Genomic DNA, 17,543 nt, shown 5'->3' with positions numbered 1-17,543 from the left:
CAATGTCTGAGCAGGGACAGCCACCGTTACGGGTCGCCGTTGTCGGCGCCTCCGCCGGCCTTGGGCGATGCATCGGCACCGGACTGGCTCACCGGGGCGCGCGCGTTGCGCTGCTGGCGCGCCGATACGACAGGCTGGTCGACGCCGCCAAGGACGCCGGCAACGGCGCGGTGGCCGTTGCTTGTGACGTCACCGTGACCGACGATTGCCACAAGGCCATGTCCGAGGTGGCCGGCGCGCTCGGCGGCCTCGACGCCCTGGTGTACACGACCGGCATGGGCGTGCTGGCTCCACTGCGTGAGGTGACCGCGGAACAATGGGCGCAGCTGTTCGCGACCAATGTCACCGGCGCCTCGCTGGTCACCGCGGCGGCGGCGCCATATCTGGCCGCGGCCGCGGGATCGGCCGTGTACCTGTCGTCGCTCAGTGCCTCCTACACCACCCCGTGGCCGTTGCTCGGGGCCTACGCGGTCACCAAGGGCGCGCTGGACAAGCTCGTCGAGGCGTGGCGCATCGAACACCCGGAGATCGGCTTCACCCGTCTCGCCGTGGGCGACAGCCTCGGCGGCACCGGCGACGCGCAGACCGAGTTCAACAAGAGCTGGGACCCCGACGCACTGGAATCGGCCATCAAGTACTGGATGGAGAACAAGTACATGCTGGGCGGTCTCGTCGACGTCGAGCATCTGACCGAAGTCGTCCATTCCGTCATCCGTTGCGGCAGCAGCAGTTTCATTCCCTCTCTCACACTGGCCCCGCGCGCCTCCGACGCAGTGAAGGAACTTCGGCAATGGTGAACCACGAATCCCGAATGCTCATCGACGGCAAGCTCGTCGAGCCCGAAACCGGACGGCAGTTCGACAACATCAACCCGGCGACGGAAGAGATCCTCGGCGCCACCAGCGACGGAACCCGCGCCGACATGGAACGCGCCATCGCCGCGGCGCGGCATGCGTTCGACACCACCGAGTGGTCACACAGCGGCGATGCGCGCGCCGCCGCACTGCGGCAACTCCATGCGGCGCTCGAGGAGGAACGTGAGGAGCTGCGCAGCGAACTCGTCGCCGAAGTGGGCTGTCCCGTGTTGTCCACCTACGGGCCGCAGCTCGACGTGCCCCTCAACGAGGCATTGACCTGGCCCGCCGATATGATCGGCGAATTCGGTTGGAAGCGAACGCTTCCCGACAAGGACGCGTTCGGCCTGGGCTACAAGAAGTCGGGCGTCGGCCGGCAATGCGGCATCGAGGGACTCGAGATCTTCACCGAGACAAAAACTGTCGGCTGGCCGGCTTCCTGACCGGCCCTCTAGCGAAAGATGCGCGATGAAATCCAAGGCAGCAGTCCTGCGCGGTGTCGGTGAAGACTGGGAAGTCGCCGAAGTTGAGCTCGATCCGCCGCACGCGGGCGAAGTGCTGGTCAAGATGGCCTATGCGGGGATCTGTCACTCCGACGAGCACTTCTATACCGGCGACAGTGTGCCGACCGCGGAGATGGAAGAGATGATGCGGGCATCCGGCCTTGCGGTGCCTGAATGGTTTCCGATGCTCGGCGGGCACGAGGGCTCCGGGGTCGTCGAAGCGGTTGGCCCCGAAGTGAAGACACTCAAGCCCGGTGACCACGTGGCCGTCTCGTTCCTACCCGCCTGCGGCAACTGCCGATGGTGTGCCAGCGGTTATACCTACCTGTGCGACGTGGGCGCCGACATCTACAGCAAAGCCATGACTACCGACGGCACACGCCGTCGCCACCTCGGCGACGAAGACCTCATGGCCATGATGCAGGTCGGCACCTTCTCCGAGTACGTGGTGGCCTCTGAGCGCTCGCTCATCAAAGTCCACGACTGGATCTCCCTAGAGGCCGCCTCACTGGTGTCTTGCGGCGTGACGACGGGGTTCGGGTCAGGATCGGTGGCTGCAGGTACCCAAGCGGGCGATACCGTCGTCGTGGTCGGCGTCGGGGGAATCGGCATGAATGCCGTGCAGGGCGCGAAAGTCGCTGGCGCCAAGCAGATCATCGCCGTCGACCCCAACGAGTTCAAACGTGAGATCGCACCGACGTTCGGCGCCACCCATACTGCGACCGACGTCGGTGCGGCGCTGGAACTGGTCAGGGAGATCACCTGGGGCGTGATGGCCGACCGGGTCGTGCTCACACCGGGGATCGTGCCCGCGGACATGATAATGATGGCGATGATGTTGTTGCGCAAGGGCGGAACCTGTGTGCTGACCGGGATGCCGAAGATCACCGACCTGATGGTGCCGATCGTCCTCACTGACATGGTCAGCTCGTGCAAGACGTTCAAGGGTGTGCTCTACGGAGAGATGAACCCGCGCGAGGCAATGCCGAAACTCCTGGCGATGTACGAGGCGGGCCAGATCAAGCTCGACGAGCTGGTCACGCAGAAATACAAGCTCGATGACATCAACGAGGCCATGAAAGACCTTCGCGCCGGCAAGAACATCCGCGGCGTCATCGCCTTCGAATAGCGCCGCGACGCTACGTCGCACGTCCAACAGCATGACCCCGGGCGGGACCCCTCCACCCGTACTGACGACGGCGCTCCGCGCACCGTTGCCCTGACGGCTATCGCCTGATGGCGCAATTGGAGCACCGCCTCGTAGAGGAACCCGAATCCGTGCAGGCGTCCCTCCGACAACTGGGCCGCCATGCGTGTTCGGCGGCAACTCACCGTCCAGCGCAATGCGCCTACCGCCATCCAGCCATCCCTGGGACTCGACAAGACGACTTGACGGTCAGCGGCGAAATCGGTCGCACCGAGAAGACATCTCGGTGAGCCGCAAAGCGTCTCGGTGATCGTCGTCTCCCAACGTGGACCGCGCTCCAGCTACTAGGACTGCTAGTAGTAGTTGTAGGTTCTCATTTCTGATGTCCTATGACACCCACTTGACTTGCGCCGATGCGAATTTGTCTCACGTCATGTCATCCGCTTCTTGTCTCAACTTCGAGTCATTTCTTCAGGCAAGGTAACTGAATCACCCTGCTCGAGAAACGATTTGGCGCCCTAGCCAATGGATAATCGCCTTCATCCATGATGATCATGAATAATCGGCTCACCCCGTGTCATGGCTGGACAGCGGCGTCGACCTACCGATGGCGAGGGGCCGACTATCGATCCGGGAAGCCCTGCCGCCCGGTCTATCTGGGCGGCCTGGGCAGCTTCCTCACCTCAGGTGGCCGGCGAGCTGACCTTCGGATCCGAAGAGTTCTCGCTGCCAGTATGCGACGAGTTCGGTCGTGTCGATCTGAGCGGGGTGAAAATCCCGCTTCTTGAACGGTCGCATTGCGGAGTAGAACCCCCGCCACATCGGGTTACGGAGCATCTGCACCGTCTCCTTGAGGATCCGCAACGGCTGACGGCGGCCCTCCACGTCGGTGGTGGCGATCGAGATCCAGGAGGCCAGCACCAGGAGCACGATTCCCCAGTTCTGCGCGAAGCGCATCCAACGGATGCGCGTCGATTCCGGAACACCCACGGCCCGGTAGACGTCGAAGGCGACCGACTTGTGCTCAAGCTCTTCCAGCGCGTGCCAGTTCAGTAGATTGCGGATCTCTGAGCTATGCATCATCACCTGCACCTCCGGGCGTTTGAGTATGTTCTCCGCCCAAACCGCCGTGAAATGTTCTGCGGCCACGGTGAATCCGAGGAAGAAGTGGCGAAGTCGGGGCAGCCGGTCCGGGCTGGGGTACTGCTTGTCCAGGAACTTCTCCATCCGCTCGGTGCTCTGCAGCAGGTACTCGAACCATGCGGTCGGGTACCCCATCGCCGTGAGTTGCTCATTGAGCTCGCGGTGGTGCAGGCCGTGAGTCTTCTCCTGCCCGATGAAGCCGGCCACACGATTGCGCAGGTCTGGGTCAGCGAGCTGATCCTTGTAGCGGCGCACGGACCGGACGAAGATGTCCTCCCCGGGCGGGAAGATCGCCGACAGTATCGCGACCAGGTGGCTGAACACCATGTTGCCGTCGGCGAAGTACTTGTCGGTTCTGGTCTGCGCGTCCTGCGCATCGAACCCGAAGTTTAGTCGTCGGACGGCCGGGAATGTCGTCACGTTCGTCATGTCGACGATGCTAGGTCCGCCGCCCGGGCGAGCGGAATGTGCGGATCGGACAAGGATTTGATATTTTCGGACACCCTGTCAGGGTCCGCGGACCCGGTGTTTGCTGGGCGGCGTACCCACCCACCGGGTGAACGCGCGACTGAATGCGGCCGTCTCCGAATAGCCGAGTTGGCGTGCTGTCTCCTCCACGGTGAGGCCTGATTCGAGCATGGCCAAGGCAAGGGTCACCCGCACCTCGTCGACCAATGCACGGTAGCTGGTGTGTTCGGTCGCGAGACGGCGGCGCAGCGTGCGCTCGGTGATGCACAGTTCCTCGGCGGTCACCGCCATCGACGGCAGCACGCCAGGATCACGGATCAGCCGAGATCGCACCTGCGCGGCGATTCCGCGACGCCGACGACGCGTCTGCAAGAGCTCTTCGCACTGTTGGGCACATGCCTGGGCCGCGACGGGATCGGCCGCCGGCATGGGAAGTGCGAGCAACACGAACGGGATGGTGACAGCGCTGCGTGCCGCGAATGGGTCGAGTTCGATTGTCACCCCGGGGAACTCGAGCCGTTCGATAGGGAATTCGAGACCGGGCAGCTCGACCTTGATCGGCGCATCGGAGTGAAGCTGGCCGATCAGCAGCGGCACCATGCTGGTGATCGCGAACAGGTCCCGCTCCAACATGAAGCTCCGAACGTCGGCCGGCACGGCACTGTCATCGAACTCAAGTACGACGCCGTCGAGAGCGTCGTGGCGGGTCAGCCGCAGAAACGTCGACGACAGTGTTGCGTACCGGCAGGCGATGTTGACCGCGTCGCCCAGGGTCGGACTCGCCAGCAGCGCATAGCCGAACACACCGGTGTTGGCGAAGTTGTATTGCAAACCGACGTCGCGCGCGAACTCGTGGGGATCTGTCACGCGGGCCAGGATGTTACGCAGAATCGCCAGTTCCTGGCCTGCTTGGACCTCGGTCGTTGTGTCTTCGATATCGGCCGGCGTGACACCGGTACCGGCAAGGCACTGCGACGCATCAATCCGATGCAACCGCGCAGCCTCCAGCAGATGCCGGCAGGTTGCCACCGGTCGGGGAATGTCCCAATCCGGCTGCGTCACATCGTCTATCGACACATGTCCGAATATATTAAATTCCAGTCCGCAGGCGGCGTCCTCACCGCGATCTGTCGATGGCAAAACTTCAGCTGTGCCGTGAGCTGTCGTTGCCTGCCGATCAAGGCTGGACCCACGCATCAAGTCTGGCCAAGTTAGGCAACCGGCGGTCGCTGGTCCAGGGGCGGCGTTGCAAAATACGGGCCGTACTCACAGAAGTGAGCACGTAGCTGCCGCTGCCGGGATACAAATCGTGCGCAACCGGCTCACCTGCACAGTCCGCAGAGTCGACCCGTACCCGACTGTGTACATTCATTCGGCGACGGCGTGGGCGGCACGAAATACGCATGTCGTTTGACGCTGAGGCGCTCACGAGACCCGTGGTCCGGGCCGAAGCCGATCTCAAAGACTTCCTCCGCGAGGCACCCGGGATCCTGTTCTATTCGCATGAGCACACCACCACGACCGCCGGACAGGTCCGGATCATCATGGAGAGGAGCCCGAACGGGCCGTGGATGACCGCCGACGAGCTGGCCGACCGGTTGTCGATGAGTGCACCCCCACCTGCGCGGGCTCCTCCGCGCGGACAACACCTCGCAGCGGCGGATCCGCGACGAGGTGCTCCGGGACCGGGCGATCGAAGCCTTGGTGCACGGCGAAGAGACGATTACCGACCTTGCCGCCCGCCTTGGCTTCTCAGAAACGAGCGCGTTCCGACGCGCCTTCCGGCGCTGGACCGGCACCCCGCCGCGAGCGTACCGGGCCACCTCCGTCCCCTCGGAGGCCTCGGCACACCGACCCAACGCCTGAGTTGCGCGCGCCGGAATCTGTTCTGGTTCACTGCCATGCATTGTCGCGCCGATCGCCCCTTCGAAAGCGGAGTGAACTTACCGGCGAGATGACAGGCGCAGAGCTGCTAGTGGCCGTGAGCCCCCAACACCCGCCCCAAAGCTGCCATTGACTAATGTCACCATTTGCGATTGACTGCATTGCATGACGGACGGCGTTCCGGCTCGCGGGTCATTGCGATCCCGCGGCGCGGCGGCGGTAAGTGCGTACACCCTGCGGCCGATCACCAGCGTGATTCCGCCAGAACGGGCCTGGGGGCTGTGGCTGTCGCGCCAGATCATCGCCAGGATCATGGGGACGTTCGGCCCCTCGCTCGCGGGCGCCCGCGTCGATCCGGTGGACGCCAAGTTGCCCGACGGCCGCCGAGTCAAGGGCGAATGGGTCTACGGGCCGCGAACGCCCACCAGCGAAGCCGAGCGCTCGTCGACCACCGTGGGAGCCATCTATTACGTGCACGGCAGCGGCTACGCCGTGTGTTCGCCAAAGACGCACCGGCGGTTGACATCCTGGCTGTCGTCCTTGACCGGCCTGCCGGTGTTCTCCGTGGACTACCGACTGGCCCCGCGTCACCGCTTCCCCACCGCGGCCGACGATGTTCGCGCGGGTTGGGACTGGCTGGTGAACACCTGCGGCGTACCGCCGAACCAGATCGTGATCGCCGGCGATTCGGCGGGCGGTCATTTGTCCGTCGACCTGCTGCTGCAACCCGAAATCGCCGCCAATCACCCTGCCGCACAAGTGTTGTTCTCTCCCCTGTACGACCTCACCTTCGCGCTGTCGCTCGCGCGTGAACGGATACGCCCCGACCCGGCCACCCGGACGGCCAACGCGGTCCGGTTGGTCGGCCTCTACCACAGCGGCGTCGACCTCACCCACCAGCGGCTGACGCTCGACGTCGCCGGTGGCCCCGCGCTTCCGCCCACCCTGATCCAGGCCGGCGGCGCCGAGATGCTGCAAGGGGACGCGCGCCAACTCGCCGACGACATCCAAACCGCCGGGGGCCGATGCGAACTCCAAATCTGGCCCCACCAGGTGCACGTCTTCCAGGCGTTGCCACGCATGACACCCGAGGCCGCCAAGGCCATGGCCTACGTCGCGCGCTTCATCGCCCACGCCCTGCAGGACGCCCGCATCCCGGCCGAGGAGGCCCGCTGACAATGTTCGGACTCAACAAGCCCAAAATCAGCCGGGGCGCCTCGGCGGTGGTCACCGGCGCCGGAAGCGGTATCGGCGCCGCCTTTGCCGTCGAACTCGGCCGTCGCGGCGGCGCGGTGGTGTGCAGCGACATCGACGAGGCGGCAGCGCAGCGGACGGCCGACACGATCGCGGAGCACGGCGCCAAGGCGGTGGCAATGCGTTGCGACGTATCACGATTCGACGAGGTGCAGGCACTGGCCGAACAGTCACAGTCCTGGTTCGCCACGGCACCCACCTTGGTGATCAACAACGCCGGCGTCGGTGCCGGCGGTGCCGCCATCGGCGATGCGCCCCTGGACGATTGGTCCTGGACCCTGGGCATCAACCTGTGGGGTCCCATCCACGGCTGCCACGTGTTCACCCCGATCCTGCGCGACGCCGAGCCGCCCCGCACGCCCCGGGGCATCATCAACGTGGCCTCCGCGGCGGCATTCGGTGCCGCTCCGGGAATGGCCGCCTACAACGTCAGCAAGGCCGGTGTGCTGTCGCTGTCGGAGACCCTGGCCGCCGAACTCGCCGGCACGGCGGTGCGGGTCACCGTGCTGTGTCCGACCTTCGTCAAGACCAACATTCTCGAGTCCGGCCGCATCAGCGAGCAATCCAACGAGCTTGCCGCCAAATTGATGCGCTGGACCGGACTCTCGCCCGACAAAGTCGCGCGAATCTGTTTGGACACACACGACCGCGGCGAACTGTACTGCATGCCGCAGTTCGACGCCAAGATCGGCTGGAACGTCAAACGCCTGGCCCCGCAAACCTATACGCGCGCGGCCGGCCTGATCTCCCGCATCAACCTGCCCTGAACAAACCCAACGCAAAGGAGCTCCCGGTGGCCATCGACATGGAAGCCATGCTCGCCAAGATCAAAGACCGGCAGTGGGCACTCGCCGATATCGACTGGGACGCACCCGGTGCCGAAACAATCAGTGATGAACAGCGGCCACAGCTCAAGGCGTTCATGGCCGACCTGTGCTGGATCGAGAACATCGGTGCCAGGGGCTTCGCGGCGCTGGCGAAGAAGGCACCCACACCGACCATCGCCGAGATCTACCGCTACTTCCACGCCGAGGAGCAGCGCCACGCCAATGCCGAACTGGCGCTGATGAAGCGCTGGGGCATGCTCGAAGACGGTGAGATTCCCGAGCCGAACGTGAACATCCGATTGGCGATCGACTGGCTGGACCGCTGGGCCGACGACATGCCGCTGTCTCTGCTCGGCACCGTCATTCCGATGCTCGAAGTCGCGCTGGACGGTGCGCTGTTGAAATTTCTCCTCGACGAGGTGCACGACCCCGTTTGCCACCAGGTTTTCGAGAAGATCAACAATGACGAATCACGCCATCTGGTCGTCGATTTCGAAGTTCTCGACATGATCGGACATGCGAAGATCCGCCGGTTGCTAATCGACTTCGTCGGCCACAATGCCACTCCGGGTCTCATCATCGGTGCGATCATGGGTGCACCGCTGATCAACAGGATCCGCAACGAGATCACCGCCATGGGCATGGAGCCCGAGCGGCTTTACCGGGCGGTGAAACGATTCAAAGAGCTTGGTGATCGCGGCGAACGTACCAGGCGGGTACCGACGTATCGTTTCCTGAGGCGCTACGCCGGAGTGGTCACGAATCCACGCCATCCGTACCACCTGCTGGCGAATTCGATGGTGTGGCTTTCCGACCGATATCCGCGGCCCCTGCTTCCGTCGGTACCGACATGGGTTGGGGAACTCACCCACGAGCCTGCGGCGTGAAAATGGCGAACAACAACCGCGTCCACGCGGCGCTCATCGTCGGAGCCGGCTTCACCGGATTGGGTGCGGCGACCCGATTGGCCGAAGCCGGAGTCGACGACATCGTGATGCTGGAGCGCGCCGACCGGGTCGGCGGAACCTGGCGCGACACAACGTATCCCGGTGCCAGCTGTGACGTCCCGTCGCTGCTGTACTCGTACTCGTTCGTGAAGAACCCGACCTGGTCGCGAACCTACTCCCCCGCCCCGGAGATCTATCGCCACCTCGAGGACATGGCCGACCGGTTCGGCATCCGCGGCCGCATCAAGTTCGGCCACGAGGTCAAGGACTTGGCCTTCGACGAGGACGCCGGTGTCTGGACCGCGACCACCAAGAACCGCAAGAAATTCCGCGCCCGCAGCGTGGTGCTGGCATCCGGTCCGCTCTCCGACGTCAGCTTCCCCGATATCCGAGGCCTGGACAGCTACCGCGGGCACAAGATCCACAGCGCCCGCTGGGATCACGACTACGACTTCGCGGGCAAGCGCGTCGCGGTCATCGGTACCGGGGCCAGCGCCATCCAGATCATCCCCGAGTTGGTCAAGCGGGCCGAGTTCGTCAAGGTTTTCCAGCGCACGCCGTGCTGGGTGCTGCCGCGCTTGGATGCCGCCACCCCACCGGCCGTGCAGGGCTTGTTCGCGAAAATCCCTGCCACCCAACAGCTTGCGCGTCAGGCCCTCTACTGGGGCCACGAGGCCAGCGCCATGGCGCTGGTGTGGGATACGCCGTTGACATCGTTGGTCGCCCGGCTCGGGCGGGCGCACCTGCGCGCTCAGGTGAAGGATGCGTGGCTGCGGCGCCAGTTGACGCCCGACTTCAGGCCGGGGTGCAAGCGCATGCTGGTCTCCAGCGAATATTACCCCGCGCTGCAACGCGACAACTGCAAGCTCATCGACTGGCCGATCGCCACGTTGAGCCCGGTGGGTATCCGCACCAGCGACGGCATCGAGCACCATGTCGATTGCATCGTGTTCGCGACCGGTTACGACGTGCATCTGACCGGTCCGCCCTTCGGAGTCACCGGGCTCGGTGGGCGCTCGCTGGCCGCCGAATGGGCCGATGGCGCACAGGCTTACAAGAGCATCAACGTGCACGGCTATCCAAACTTGTTCGTCATGACCGGACCGAACTCCGGGCCGGGGCATAACTCGCTACTGGTCTACATCGAGGGCCAGTTGGACTACGTGGTACGCGGCATCAAAACCATCCTCGACCAAGACCTGCGCTATCTCGATGTGCGCGAACAGGTCCAACGTCGCCACAACGAGGCCCTGCAGCGCCGGCTGACCAAGACGACCTGGATGTCGGGGTGCCGCAGTTGGTACCTCACCAAGGACGGATTCAACGGGTCGATGTATCCCGGCTTCGCCACGCAGTATCTTCGCCAGATGAGGGATTTCCGGTATGAGGACTATCAGGCGGTGGCGCGCGCCCGGGCGCATGCCACCCGATCCGCCTGAGATGGCGCACTGACATGGCAACCGAGCGTGCGTCGCGGCCCGAACCCGGCACGATCGCCAGCGTGCTGTACAACGTGCGGCGCGCACCCAAACGCGTCCGGCGCCAATCGCGGGAATATCGCCAACTCATCGAGGGCGCGGTGTCACAGCTTTTCGACGCGGCGGTCCGTCACCCGCACGGCGCCACGAACTCCGGTGAGTACCGGATTGACGACCTGGCCCGGCTGGCGGGCACCACCACCCGCAACATCCGCGTCTACCGCGACCGCGGGCTGCTGCCTCCGCCCCTGCGCGTCGGGCGGATCGCGCTGTTCAACGACACCCACCTGACCCGATTGCGGCTGATCACCTCGATGCTCGACCGCGGCTACACGATTGCGCACGTACGAGAAATGCTCAGCGCGTGGGAGGAGGGCAAAAACCTCGGCGACGTCCTGGGCCTCGAAACCGCCATCGCTGGCCCGTGGACCACCGAAAAGCCGGAAACCATGCCGCTGGCCGACGCCCAGCGACTCGTCGGCGACCCGCAAGCGTTCGAGCGCCTGGTGGCGCTTGCGGTGATCCGGATTGACGGGCCCGGCGCCACCATCACCCGCCCGAAGCTGATCGAAGCGTTCAACGAGATCCGCGGCTACGGCGTCGAATTGGACAAGCTCATCGACCTGCACGAGCAGATCGTCCCCGAGATCGACAAGATCAGCGACATGCTGGTGCGCGCGGGAGCCGAACACGTACTCGACCGCATCAAGCCCGGTGCACCGCTTCCGGCCGACGCCGAAATCGCCGAGCTGATCACCATGCTGGTGCGCTTCCGCACTCAAGCGGTGGCGACGGTCACCGCCACGCTCGCGTCATCGATCGAATCCAATATCGAGTCGCTGGTGGGCCGTATTTTGGCGGACTATCTCGTCGAATCGAGCTCATCGGCCTGAGCGGCTGTGGCTTTCGGGATTGTCCTCGGCCGCCCCGTGCCGTCAGTGCGCAAGCTAGAGCAGGGGAATGCTACGACGGCACGCAGGTGATCGGAGTCGTGCATTCAACCGTCGCCAAGCATCCCGACATAGTGAAAGCGGCGAAGGTTAGGACCACGGCAAGAATGACTTTCGGCTTGAGAGCAGACATGAATACTCCATCCCGTTGAAGTTGGGACAAATGTAAGCGCCGCACCGCGAAAAAACATGAGAATGATGGATATTCGCTGTCAACCCTTTACTGGCCATTGAGAATTTGCTCGCCATATGCGCTCGTCACCGCCCTGAGCTGTGCATAACTATTCTCAGTGGCCGCTCAGTGTCAGCGTCCCTTTTGTTTGTAGCACTTTGCTGGCGGTGATCTTCTCGGTCCTGCGCGCCTCGCGCTCGAGGTAGCGCTGCTTGGACTCGTCGAACTTTTCGGAGGCATCCTGCAGCTCCTTGACCAGGAGGGCGAGGTCGTCGCGCATCCGGGCGGCCTCGCCGGTGATGTCTCCGCGTTCAAAGATGCGCCACTTCCTCAGCACGGGCATGACGACTTCGTCGAGATGAATGCGCGGGTCATAAACACCGCCAACGGCGATGACGACCGCCTTACGCCGAAACTCGGGCACCGTGAATCCGGGCATCCTGAAATTGCGCAGGATCCGGTGCACCGACTTCATGGCCTGATTGGGTGCAATGTCCAGGCCCGCGGCACTGACATCCCGGTAAAAGATCATGTGCAGGTTCTCGTCATGAGACACCCTGGCCATCAACTGCTCGGCGATGGCGTCGTTACTGACTCTGCCGGTGTTGCGATGCGAGACGCGGGTGGCCAATTCCTGGAACGAGACGTACATGACCGAGTCGAACAGGCCCTCAGCGAACATATCGCCCTGGTTATTCTGGCCCGGGCTGAAGCCTCTGGTCATTTGCTCGAGCCGCAACTTCTCCAACTCCACCGGGTCGACGGTGCGGGTGACGACCAGGTAATCGCGCAGCGCGATGCTGTGTCTGGCCTCCTCGGCTGTCCACCGATTCACCCACTGGCCCCATGGGCCATCCATGCTGAAATTCATCGCGATCTCGCGGTGATAGGACGGCAAATTGTCCTCGGTCAACAGATTTTGGACCATTGCCACCTGCGCCACATCGGGCAGCTGGGTCTGGCCCGGCTCCCAATCCTGACCGTCCAATGCGTAGAAATTCTTGCCGTCCGACCAGGGAACGTAGTCGTGCGGATGCCATTCCTTGAACATCGAGAGGTGCCGGTTGAGCAGGCGCTCGACCACCGGCTCGAGTTCGTGGAGTAGCTGCAGGTTAGTCAGGTCGTTGGACACGAAACCCTCCCAGTTATCTGTTGCGGTCAGTACCGCGCAATGTATCTGTGTCATGCGGTTACATAAAGATGACACTCAGCAGACGTGGGCAAATAGGGCCGAAAGTCCCTACGGCCGAATCGTGATGTGACGAACAAAACGCGGCCGGCTATGGGCGCCGGCCAGCGATCAGCCGGCTATTGACGCGCGATGAGATACGGCGCGAGCGTGGACAGCTTCTCGCATGTCTCTTCGAATTCGCGCTCGGGAGTGGACTCTTCGATGATGCCGGCGCCGGCCCGCAACCACGTCCGACCGTCGCGCTCGTAGGCCGCGCGCAGCGTCAGCGCTGCATCCAGGCCGCCGTCGGCCGAAATCATCACGACCGCACCCGAATACAGCCCGCGCGGTCCTTCGTCGAGGCGCATGATCGCTTCGACACCGCCCGCCTTCGGGATGCCCGATGCCGTGACCGCCGGGAACAGCGCCTCGAGCGCATCCATCCGGTCGTTCGACGTGCCCAAGCGGCCGCTGACCGTGGATCCGAGGTGCTGCACACTTCCCCGTTCCCGCACCGTCATGAAATCGGTGACGACCGCGGTGCCGGGCTCGGCGATCTCGGTCATCTCCTGCAACGAGCTTCGCACCGAAATCGCGTGCTCGACAATCTCTTTGGAATTCGATTCCAGATCGTCGCGGGCCTGGCGGTCACGCACCTCGCCACGACCGAGCGCGCGCGTGCCCGCCAGCGGTTCGGTCACCACGACGCCGTCGCGACGCACGGCCGCGACCAGTTCGGGGCTGTAGCCCACGGCGCGAATTCCGCCCAGCCGCAGCAGGAACGACCGCACCGGGGTGTTGTGGCGGCGGGCCAGCCGGTAGGTGGACGGGAAATCGAGCGCGAAAGGCACTTCGAGAGAACGTGAAAGGATCACCTTGTGGTAGCGGCCCGCCGCGATCTCTCCCACAGCCGACGCCACCCGATCGCGGTAGCCGGAGGGGTCGGCGACGACGTCGACCGCCGAGGCGTCGCGCAGGCCGGGCACGCCGTCGCCGAGCACGCCCAGCACCACGTCACGGTGGTCGGCCGACGCGTCGAACAGACGGATAGCTTCCCGGGACACCACGATACGACCGTGCGGCCAAAACACCCGGGCCAACGGGGTCCCCTGCGCCAGGCGCTGCTGCAGCCCGTAGCGATAGACCCCGAATTCGAAGGCGATCCAGCCGAAGAGTTGTTCTGTTTCCAACAACATCCGGTCAATGGCTTCGGCCAGCGCCGGTCCAGGTCTCCCCGACCACCGTTGTCGCTGAGTCGCACCATCGCGGATCACCCGCAGCTCGTCGCTGTCCAGCTCGATCATGGCGCGCACACCGGTGGCCAGCACCCATTCACCGTCGTGCTCGTAGAGCAGATACTCTTCCCCGACGCGCTCGGACAGCACCACGGCCAGCTCGGCCGCGAGGTCCGCCGGATCGATATGCACGGGAAGCGGGATCGACGGCGCCGCAGAGCCGGCGGGACTTGTCTCGACGCTGACCTCGGTCACGGTTAGTAAATGTAGCCTAACCTATGTAGCTGTGCGCAACCGCTCCCATCGAATTGCCCGTCGATCGGCGCACACTCCTCGCATGGCCGCCCTCGGGGGCTTTCAGCGAACTATCCGGAGGTGCGTGGCCGCCGCACGACGCGCCGACCGGGCGGCCTTAACAAGACCAAGACCATAAGGACGCCACTTTTGCTCCCACCAGCTAACCTCGATCGACGCCGGCCCGTGATCGGCAGATAACAATATCGACCCGGTCCGTCACCTCGGCTTGCCAGCTTTCGAGCAGTACACACCGCGGGGGGCGACACGCCGGCGTCACCGAGACCGGGCCGCCGCCAGGCTCCCGCCCAAACGGCTCGGCGCGAAATCGCCACGCATCACTCGCCTTCGGCCTCGATGACGCTGTTACCAAGAATTTGGCACCTAGTCATCCGCGATTCTTCTGCGCGTCGATCTCCGTTGTCCACCCAGTGAATCTCCAGAAAAGTCACAGCGAATTCACGCTTAAGGCGCACGGGGTTGTTCGACCAGCGAAGCTGTGACCACTAGCTTCAGCAAAATCGGACAGTCCGATGCGCCGGGGCTGAGCGGGGGCTTTTCGGCGGCGTGTCCGAGTGGCGGACCCCCAGCGGCGGAGTTACGTTTTTGCACGGTCTCGGGATGGTTGTGGTTGCCCAGGTTGTGGGCGGTGCTTCCCCTGATCACACGCTTCAAGCGAGAGGCACCCGATGCTGCAAGAGTTCTGGCACAACTTCACGCACAACCTGTTCAAGCCGCTTCTACTCTTTTTCTACTTCGGGTTCCTAATCCCGATCCTGAAGGTCCGCTTCGAATTTCCTTACGTGATCTACCAGGGCTTGACGCTGTACCTGCTGCTGGCCATCGGCTGGCACGGTGGCGAGGAACTCGCCAACGTCAGCGCCTCCAGCGTGGGTGCCATCGTCGGATTCATCGTGCTGGGCTTCGTGCTGAACTTCGTCATCGGCTGCATCGCCTACCTGCTGCTGACTTTGCTGACCTCGCTTCGAGGTGTCGATCGAGCGACGGTCGCCGGGTATTACGGCTCGGATTCGGCCGGAACCTTCGCCACCTGTGTGGCCGTCCTGGCCACCGTCAACATCACGTTCGACGCCTACATGCCGGTCATGCTGGCCGTCATGGAGGTTCCCGGCTGCCTGGTGGCGCTGTACCTGGTGGCGCGACTGCGGCATCGGGGCATGGACCCGGCGGGGTACATGCCCCAAGAGGCCGGCTACACGCCATCGGCCAGGGTCGGGGTCGGACCGGGCGCCGCGGCAAAGCCCCCACAGGGCCAGGGCCTCGATACGGAGTACGAGCGGGGCCTCGAACCGGAGTTGGAACTCTCGTTGGAAAGGCTGGACCATCCGGACTGGGAGTCCGACGGATCCCAGGGGGACAACAAGCGGCCCTTTTTCTCCCGTGAGCTCTTCCAAGAGGTTTTCCTCAACCCCGGGCTGGTCCTCCTTTTCGGCGGAATCATCATCGGCCTCGTCAGTGGGCTGCAGGGCAACAAGGTCGTCGCCGCCGACGACAAGTTCTTCGTGGTGGCATTCCAGGGTGTGCTCTGTCTGTTCCTGCTCGAGATGGGCATGACGGCGGCCCGCAAGCTGAGGGACTTGCGCACCGCGGGTCCCGGCTTCATCGTCTTCGGTCTGCTGGCGCCGAACATCTTCGCGACGCTGGGGATTATTGTCGCGCACATCTACGCCTCCCTCACCCACACCCACTTCCAGACAGGAACGTACGTGCTGTTCGCGGTGCTGTGCGGTGCGTCGTCCTACATCGCGGTCCCGGCGGTCCAGCGTCTGGCAATCCCGGAAGCCAGCCCGACCCTGCCGCTGGCCGCCTCACTGGGTCTGACGTTCTCCTACAACGTCACCATCGGAATCCCGCTCTATATCGAGATCGTCCGCATGGTCGGGCAATGGTTCCCAGTGACCTAACCCAGTAGCGTCCGCACGACCGCGTCGGCCAACAGCCGTCCGCGCGGCGTGAGCACGAGCCGGTCGCCGGCCGACACCAGCAACCCGTCGGCGACGACACCCGTGGCGCGTACCCGCTCTTCGGCACTCAACACGTCAACCGGAAGCCCTTTGCGCAGACGGACTTTCAATAGCACGTCTTCGGTGTGCAACGTGGCGGCGTCGAGCTGCTCGAATCCCGCCACCGGCAGCGCACCGGCGGACAGCCGCTCGCCATATGCGTTGGGATGCTTGACATTCCACCAGCGCGTGCTGCCGGCGTATCCGTGCGCGCCCGGCCCAGCGCCCCACCACTGCCCGCCATCCCAGTAGCCCAGGTTGTGCCGGCATTCACCACCCGGTCGCGACCAGTTTGAAACTTCGTACCAGGACATGCCCGCCTCGGAGAGTCGCGCGTCGACCAATTCGTAGCGGTGCGCCAGCACGTCGTCGTCGGGAGCGGCCAGTTCACCGCGCCGCACTCGCCGGGCCAGGGCGGTTCCTTCCTCGACCACCAGCGCATACGCGGAGACGTGATCGACGCCGGTGGCGATGGCCGTGTCGACCGACCGCAGCAGGTCGTCGTCGGACTCCCCCGGAGTTCCATAAATCAGATCAAGGCTGACGTGCTCGAATCCCGCGGCCAGCGCCTCGCGGGCGGCGGCAGCCGATCGGTTCGGTGTGTGAATGCGGTCGAGGATTCCCAACACCCGTGGTGCCACCGATTGCATCCCCAGTGACACGCGGGTGTAGCCGGCCGCCCGGATGGCGTCGAAGAGGTCCGGCCAGGCCGACTCGGGGTTGGCCTCGGTGGTGATCTCGGCATCTGCTGCCAGCGGAAAGTGCTCGCGCACCATGTCCAGCAGCGTCACCAGGCGGGCGCCGCCGAGCAGCGAGGGCGTCCCACCGCCGACGAACACGGTGTTCACCGGCGGCGCTTGCAGCCGCGTGGACGCCAGTTTCAGCTCCGTCCCCAGCGCGCTCAGCCAGGCGTCGGGATTGACGCCCCCCAGCTCCGCCGGGGTGTAGGTGTTGAAATCGCAATAGCCGCAACGTGTTACGCAAAACGGCACATGCACATAGATGCCAAACGGCTGCCCGGCGGTCACCCGCACGTCGGGCAGGTCGACCGGCGCCTCGCGAATGGCCATGCCAAATGATCCCACGGCCGACAGGGGGCCCGTGGCCGTCGATCCCGCCCGGAACGAGCCGACACCGCTAAGTCCCTGTTCGCCGAGCGTGCACTCAGTGCGAGATTCGGGCCGTCTTCTCG

15 protein-coding genes and 1 pseudogene are annotated in these 17,543 nt (G+C 64.4%); 10 read left to right on the top strand and 6 right to left on the bottom strand.

Translation table 11 applies throughout. The features are described from left to right. Window positions 1–2 precede the first annotated feature (2 nt). Genes A5775_RS00905 through A5775_RS00895 form a run of 3 tightly spaced genes read left to right on the top strand, consistent with a single transcriptional unit; the run spans window position 3 to window position 2,486 of the window. Window positions 3–797 (top strand): SDR family oxidoreductase, encoded by a 795-nt coding sequence (locus tag A5775_RS00905; RefSeq protein WP_067245888.1) that lies wholly within the window; start codon window positions 3–5, stop codon window positions 795–797. Then, window positions 791–1,297, top strand: coding sequence for an aldehyde dehydrogenase family protein (locus A5775_RS00900; RefSeq protein WP_067245885.1), 507 nt, complete (start codon window positions 791–793; stop codon window positions 1,295–1,297). Before A5775_RS00905 ends, A5775_RS00900 begins: the two co-directional genes overlap by 7 nt. A gap of 25 nt (window positions 1,298–1,322) precedes the next feature. Continuing rightward, window positions 1,323–2,486 carry an NDMA-dependent alcohol dehydrogenase gene (locus tag A5775_RS00895; RefSeq protein ID WP_067245882.1) on the top strand — a complete coding sequence of 388 codons (1,164 nt, stop codon included), beginning with the start codon at window positions 1,323–1,325 and terminating at the stop codon, window positions 2,484–2,486. Between the two features lie 24 nt (window positions 2,487–2,510). Here the strand turns inward: A5775_RS00895 and A5775_RS25775 are convergent. The 3 genes and pseudogenes from A5775_RS25775 to A5775_RS00885 all read right to left on the bottom strand — a co-directional run. Continuing rightward, window positions 2,511–2,735 (bottom strand): annotated as a pseudogene (locus A5775_RS25775) (3-ketoacyl-CoA thiolase); the annotation flags it as partial. A gap of 447 nt (window positions 2,736–3,182) precedes the next feature. Continuing rightward, window positions 3,183–4,076 carry a metal-dependent hydrolase gene (locus tag A5775_RS00890; RefSeq protein ID WP_067245879.1) on the bottom strand — a complete coding sequence of 298 codons (894 nt, stop codon included), beginning with the start codon at window positions 4,074–4,076 and terminating at the stop codon, window positions 3,183–3,185. Window positions 4,077–4,154: 78 nt separating this feature from the next. Beyond that, the gene (locus A5775_RS00885; RefSeq protein WP_197512284.1) at window positions 4,155–5,192 is read right to left on the bottom strand and encodes an AraC family transcriptional regulator; all 1,038 of its coding nucleotides are present in this window, start codon (window positions 5,190–5,192) and stop codon (window positions 4,155–4,157) included. A 531-nt stretch (window positions 5,193–5,723) separates the two neighbouring features. Here A5775_RS00885 and A5775_RS26150 point away from each other — a divergent pair. The 6 genes from A5775_RS26150 (at window position 5,724) to A5775_RS00855 (ending at window position 11,398) form a co-directional block, all read left to right on the top strand. Continuing rightward, the gene (locus tag A5775_RS26150) at window positions 5,724–5,981 is read left to right on the top strand and encodes a helix-turn-helix domain-containing protein (protein ID WP_067245876.1); all 258 of its coding nucleotides are present in this window, start codon (window positions 5,724–5,726) and stop codon (window positions 5,979–5,981) included. A gap of 183 nt (window positions 5,982–6,164) precedes the next feature. Continuing rightward, on the top strand, window positions 6,165–7,175 hold the full coding sequence (locus A5775_RS00875; protein WP_082952828.1) for an alpha/beta hydrolase: 1,011 nt from the start codon (window positions 6,165–6,167) through the stop codon (window positions 7,173–7,175). Window positions 7,176–7,177: 2 nt separating this feature from the next. Then, window positions 7,178–8,020, top strand: coding sequence for an SDR family NAD(P)-dependent oxidoreductase (locus tag A5775_RS00870; RefSeq protein WP_067245873.1), 843 nt, complete (start codon window positions 7,178–7,180; stop codon window positions 8,018–8,020). A 26-nt stretch (window positions 8,021–8,046) separates the two neighbouring features. Then, window positions 8,047–8,967: a reductase gene (locus A5775_RS00865; protein ID WP_067245870.1), complete on the top strand. Its 921-nt coding sequence runs from the start codon at window positions 8,047–8,049 to the stop codon at window positions 8,965–8,967. A gap of 2 nt (window positions 8,968–8,969) precedes the next feature. Further along, entirely contained in the window at window positions 8,970–10,466 is a 1,497-nt protein-coding gene (locus A5775_RS00860; protein ID WP_369827753.1) for a flavin-containing monooxygenase, read from the top strand. A gap of 14 nt (window positions 10,467–10,480) precedes the next feature. After that, on the top strand, window positions 10,481–11,398 hold the full coding sequence (locus A5775_RS00855; RefSeq protein WP_067245864.1) for a MerR family transcriptional regulator: 918 nt from the start codon (window positions 10,481–10,483) through the stop codon (window positions 11,396–11,398). Window positions 11,399–11,742: 344 nt separating this feature from the next. Here A5775_RS00855 and A5775_RS00850 read toward each other — a convergent pair whose 3' ends face one another. Together A5775_RS00850 and A5775_RS00845 are read right to left on the bottom strand one after the other, a co-directional pair. Next, window positions 11,743–12,759: an acyl-ACP desaturase gene (locus A5775_RS00850; RefSeq protein ID WP_067245861.1), complete on the bottom strand. Its 1,017-nt coding sequence runs from the start codon at window positions 12,757–12,759 to the stop codon at window positions 11,743–11,745. A 176-nt stretch (window positions 12,760–12,935) separates the two neighbouring features. Next, the gene (locus A5775_RS00845; RefSeq protein WP_067245858.1) at window positions 12,936–14,288 is read right to left on the bottom strand and encodes a salicylate synthase; all 1,353 of its coding nucleotides are present in this window, start codon (window positions 14,286–14,288) and stop codon (window positions 12,936–12,938) included. A 728-nt stretch (window positions 14,289–15,016) separates the two neighbouring features. Here A5775_RS00845 and A5775_RS00840 point away from each other — a divergent pair. Beyond that, window positions 15,017–16,252: a sodium-dependent bicarbonate transport family permease gene (locus tag A5775_RS00840; protein WP_067245855.1), complete on the top strand. Its 1,236-nt coding sequence runs from the start codon at window positions 15,017–15,019 to the stop codon at window positions 16,250–16,252. Here the strand turns inward: A5775_RS00840 and hemW are convergent. Continuing rightward, entirely contained in the window at window positions 16,249–17,421 is a 1,173-nt protein-coding gene (gene hemW, locus A5775_RS00835) for a radical SAM family heme chaperone HemW (RefSeq protein WP_067245851.1), read from the bottom strand. The two genes, A5775_RS00840 and hemW, sit on opposite strands and share 4 nt — an antisense overlap. Window positions 17,422–17,543: the final 122 nt, after the last annotated feature.

The sequence above is a fragment of the Mycobacterium sp. 852002-10029_SCH5224772 genome, assembly GCF_001667315.1.
In the GTDB taxonomy this organism is placed as follows: domain Bacteria; phylum Actinomycetota; class Actinomycetes; order Mycobacteriales; family Mycobacteriaceae; genus Mycobacterium.
The sequence above is the reverse complement of the archived record's forward strand: the minus strand, read 5'-3'. Positions and strand labels throughout refer to the sequence as shown.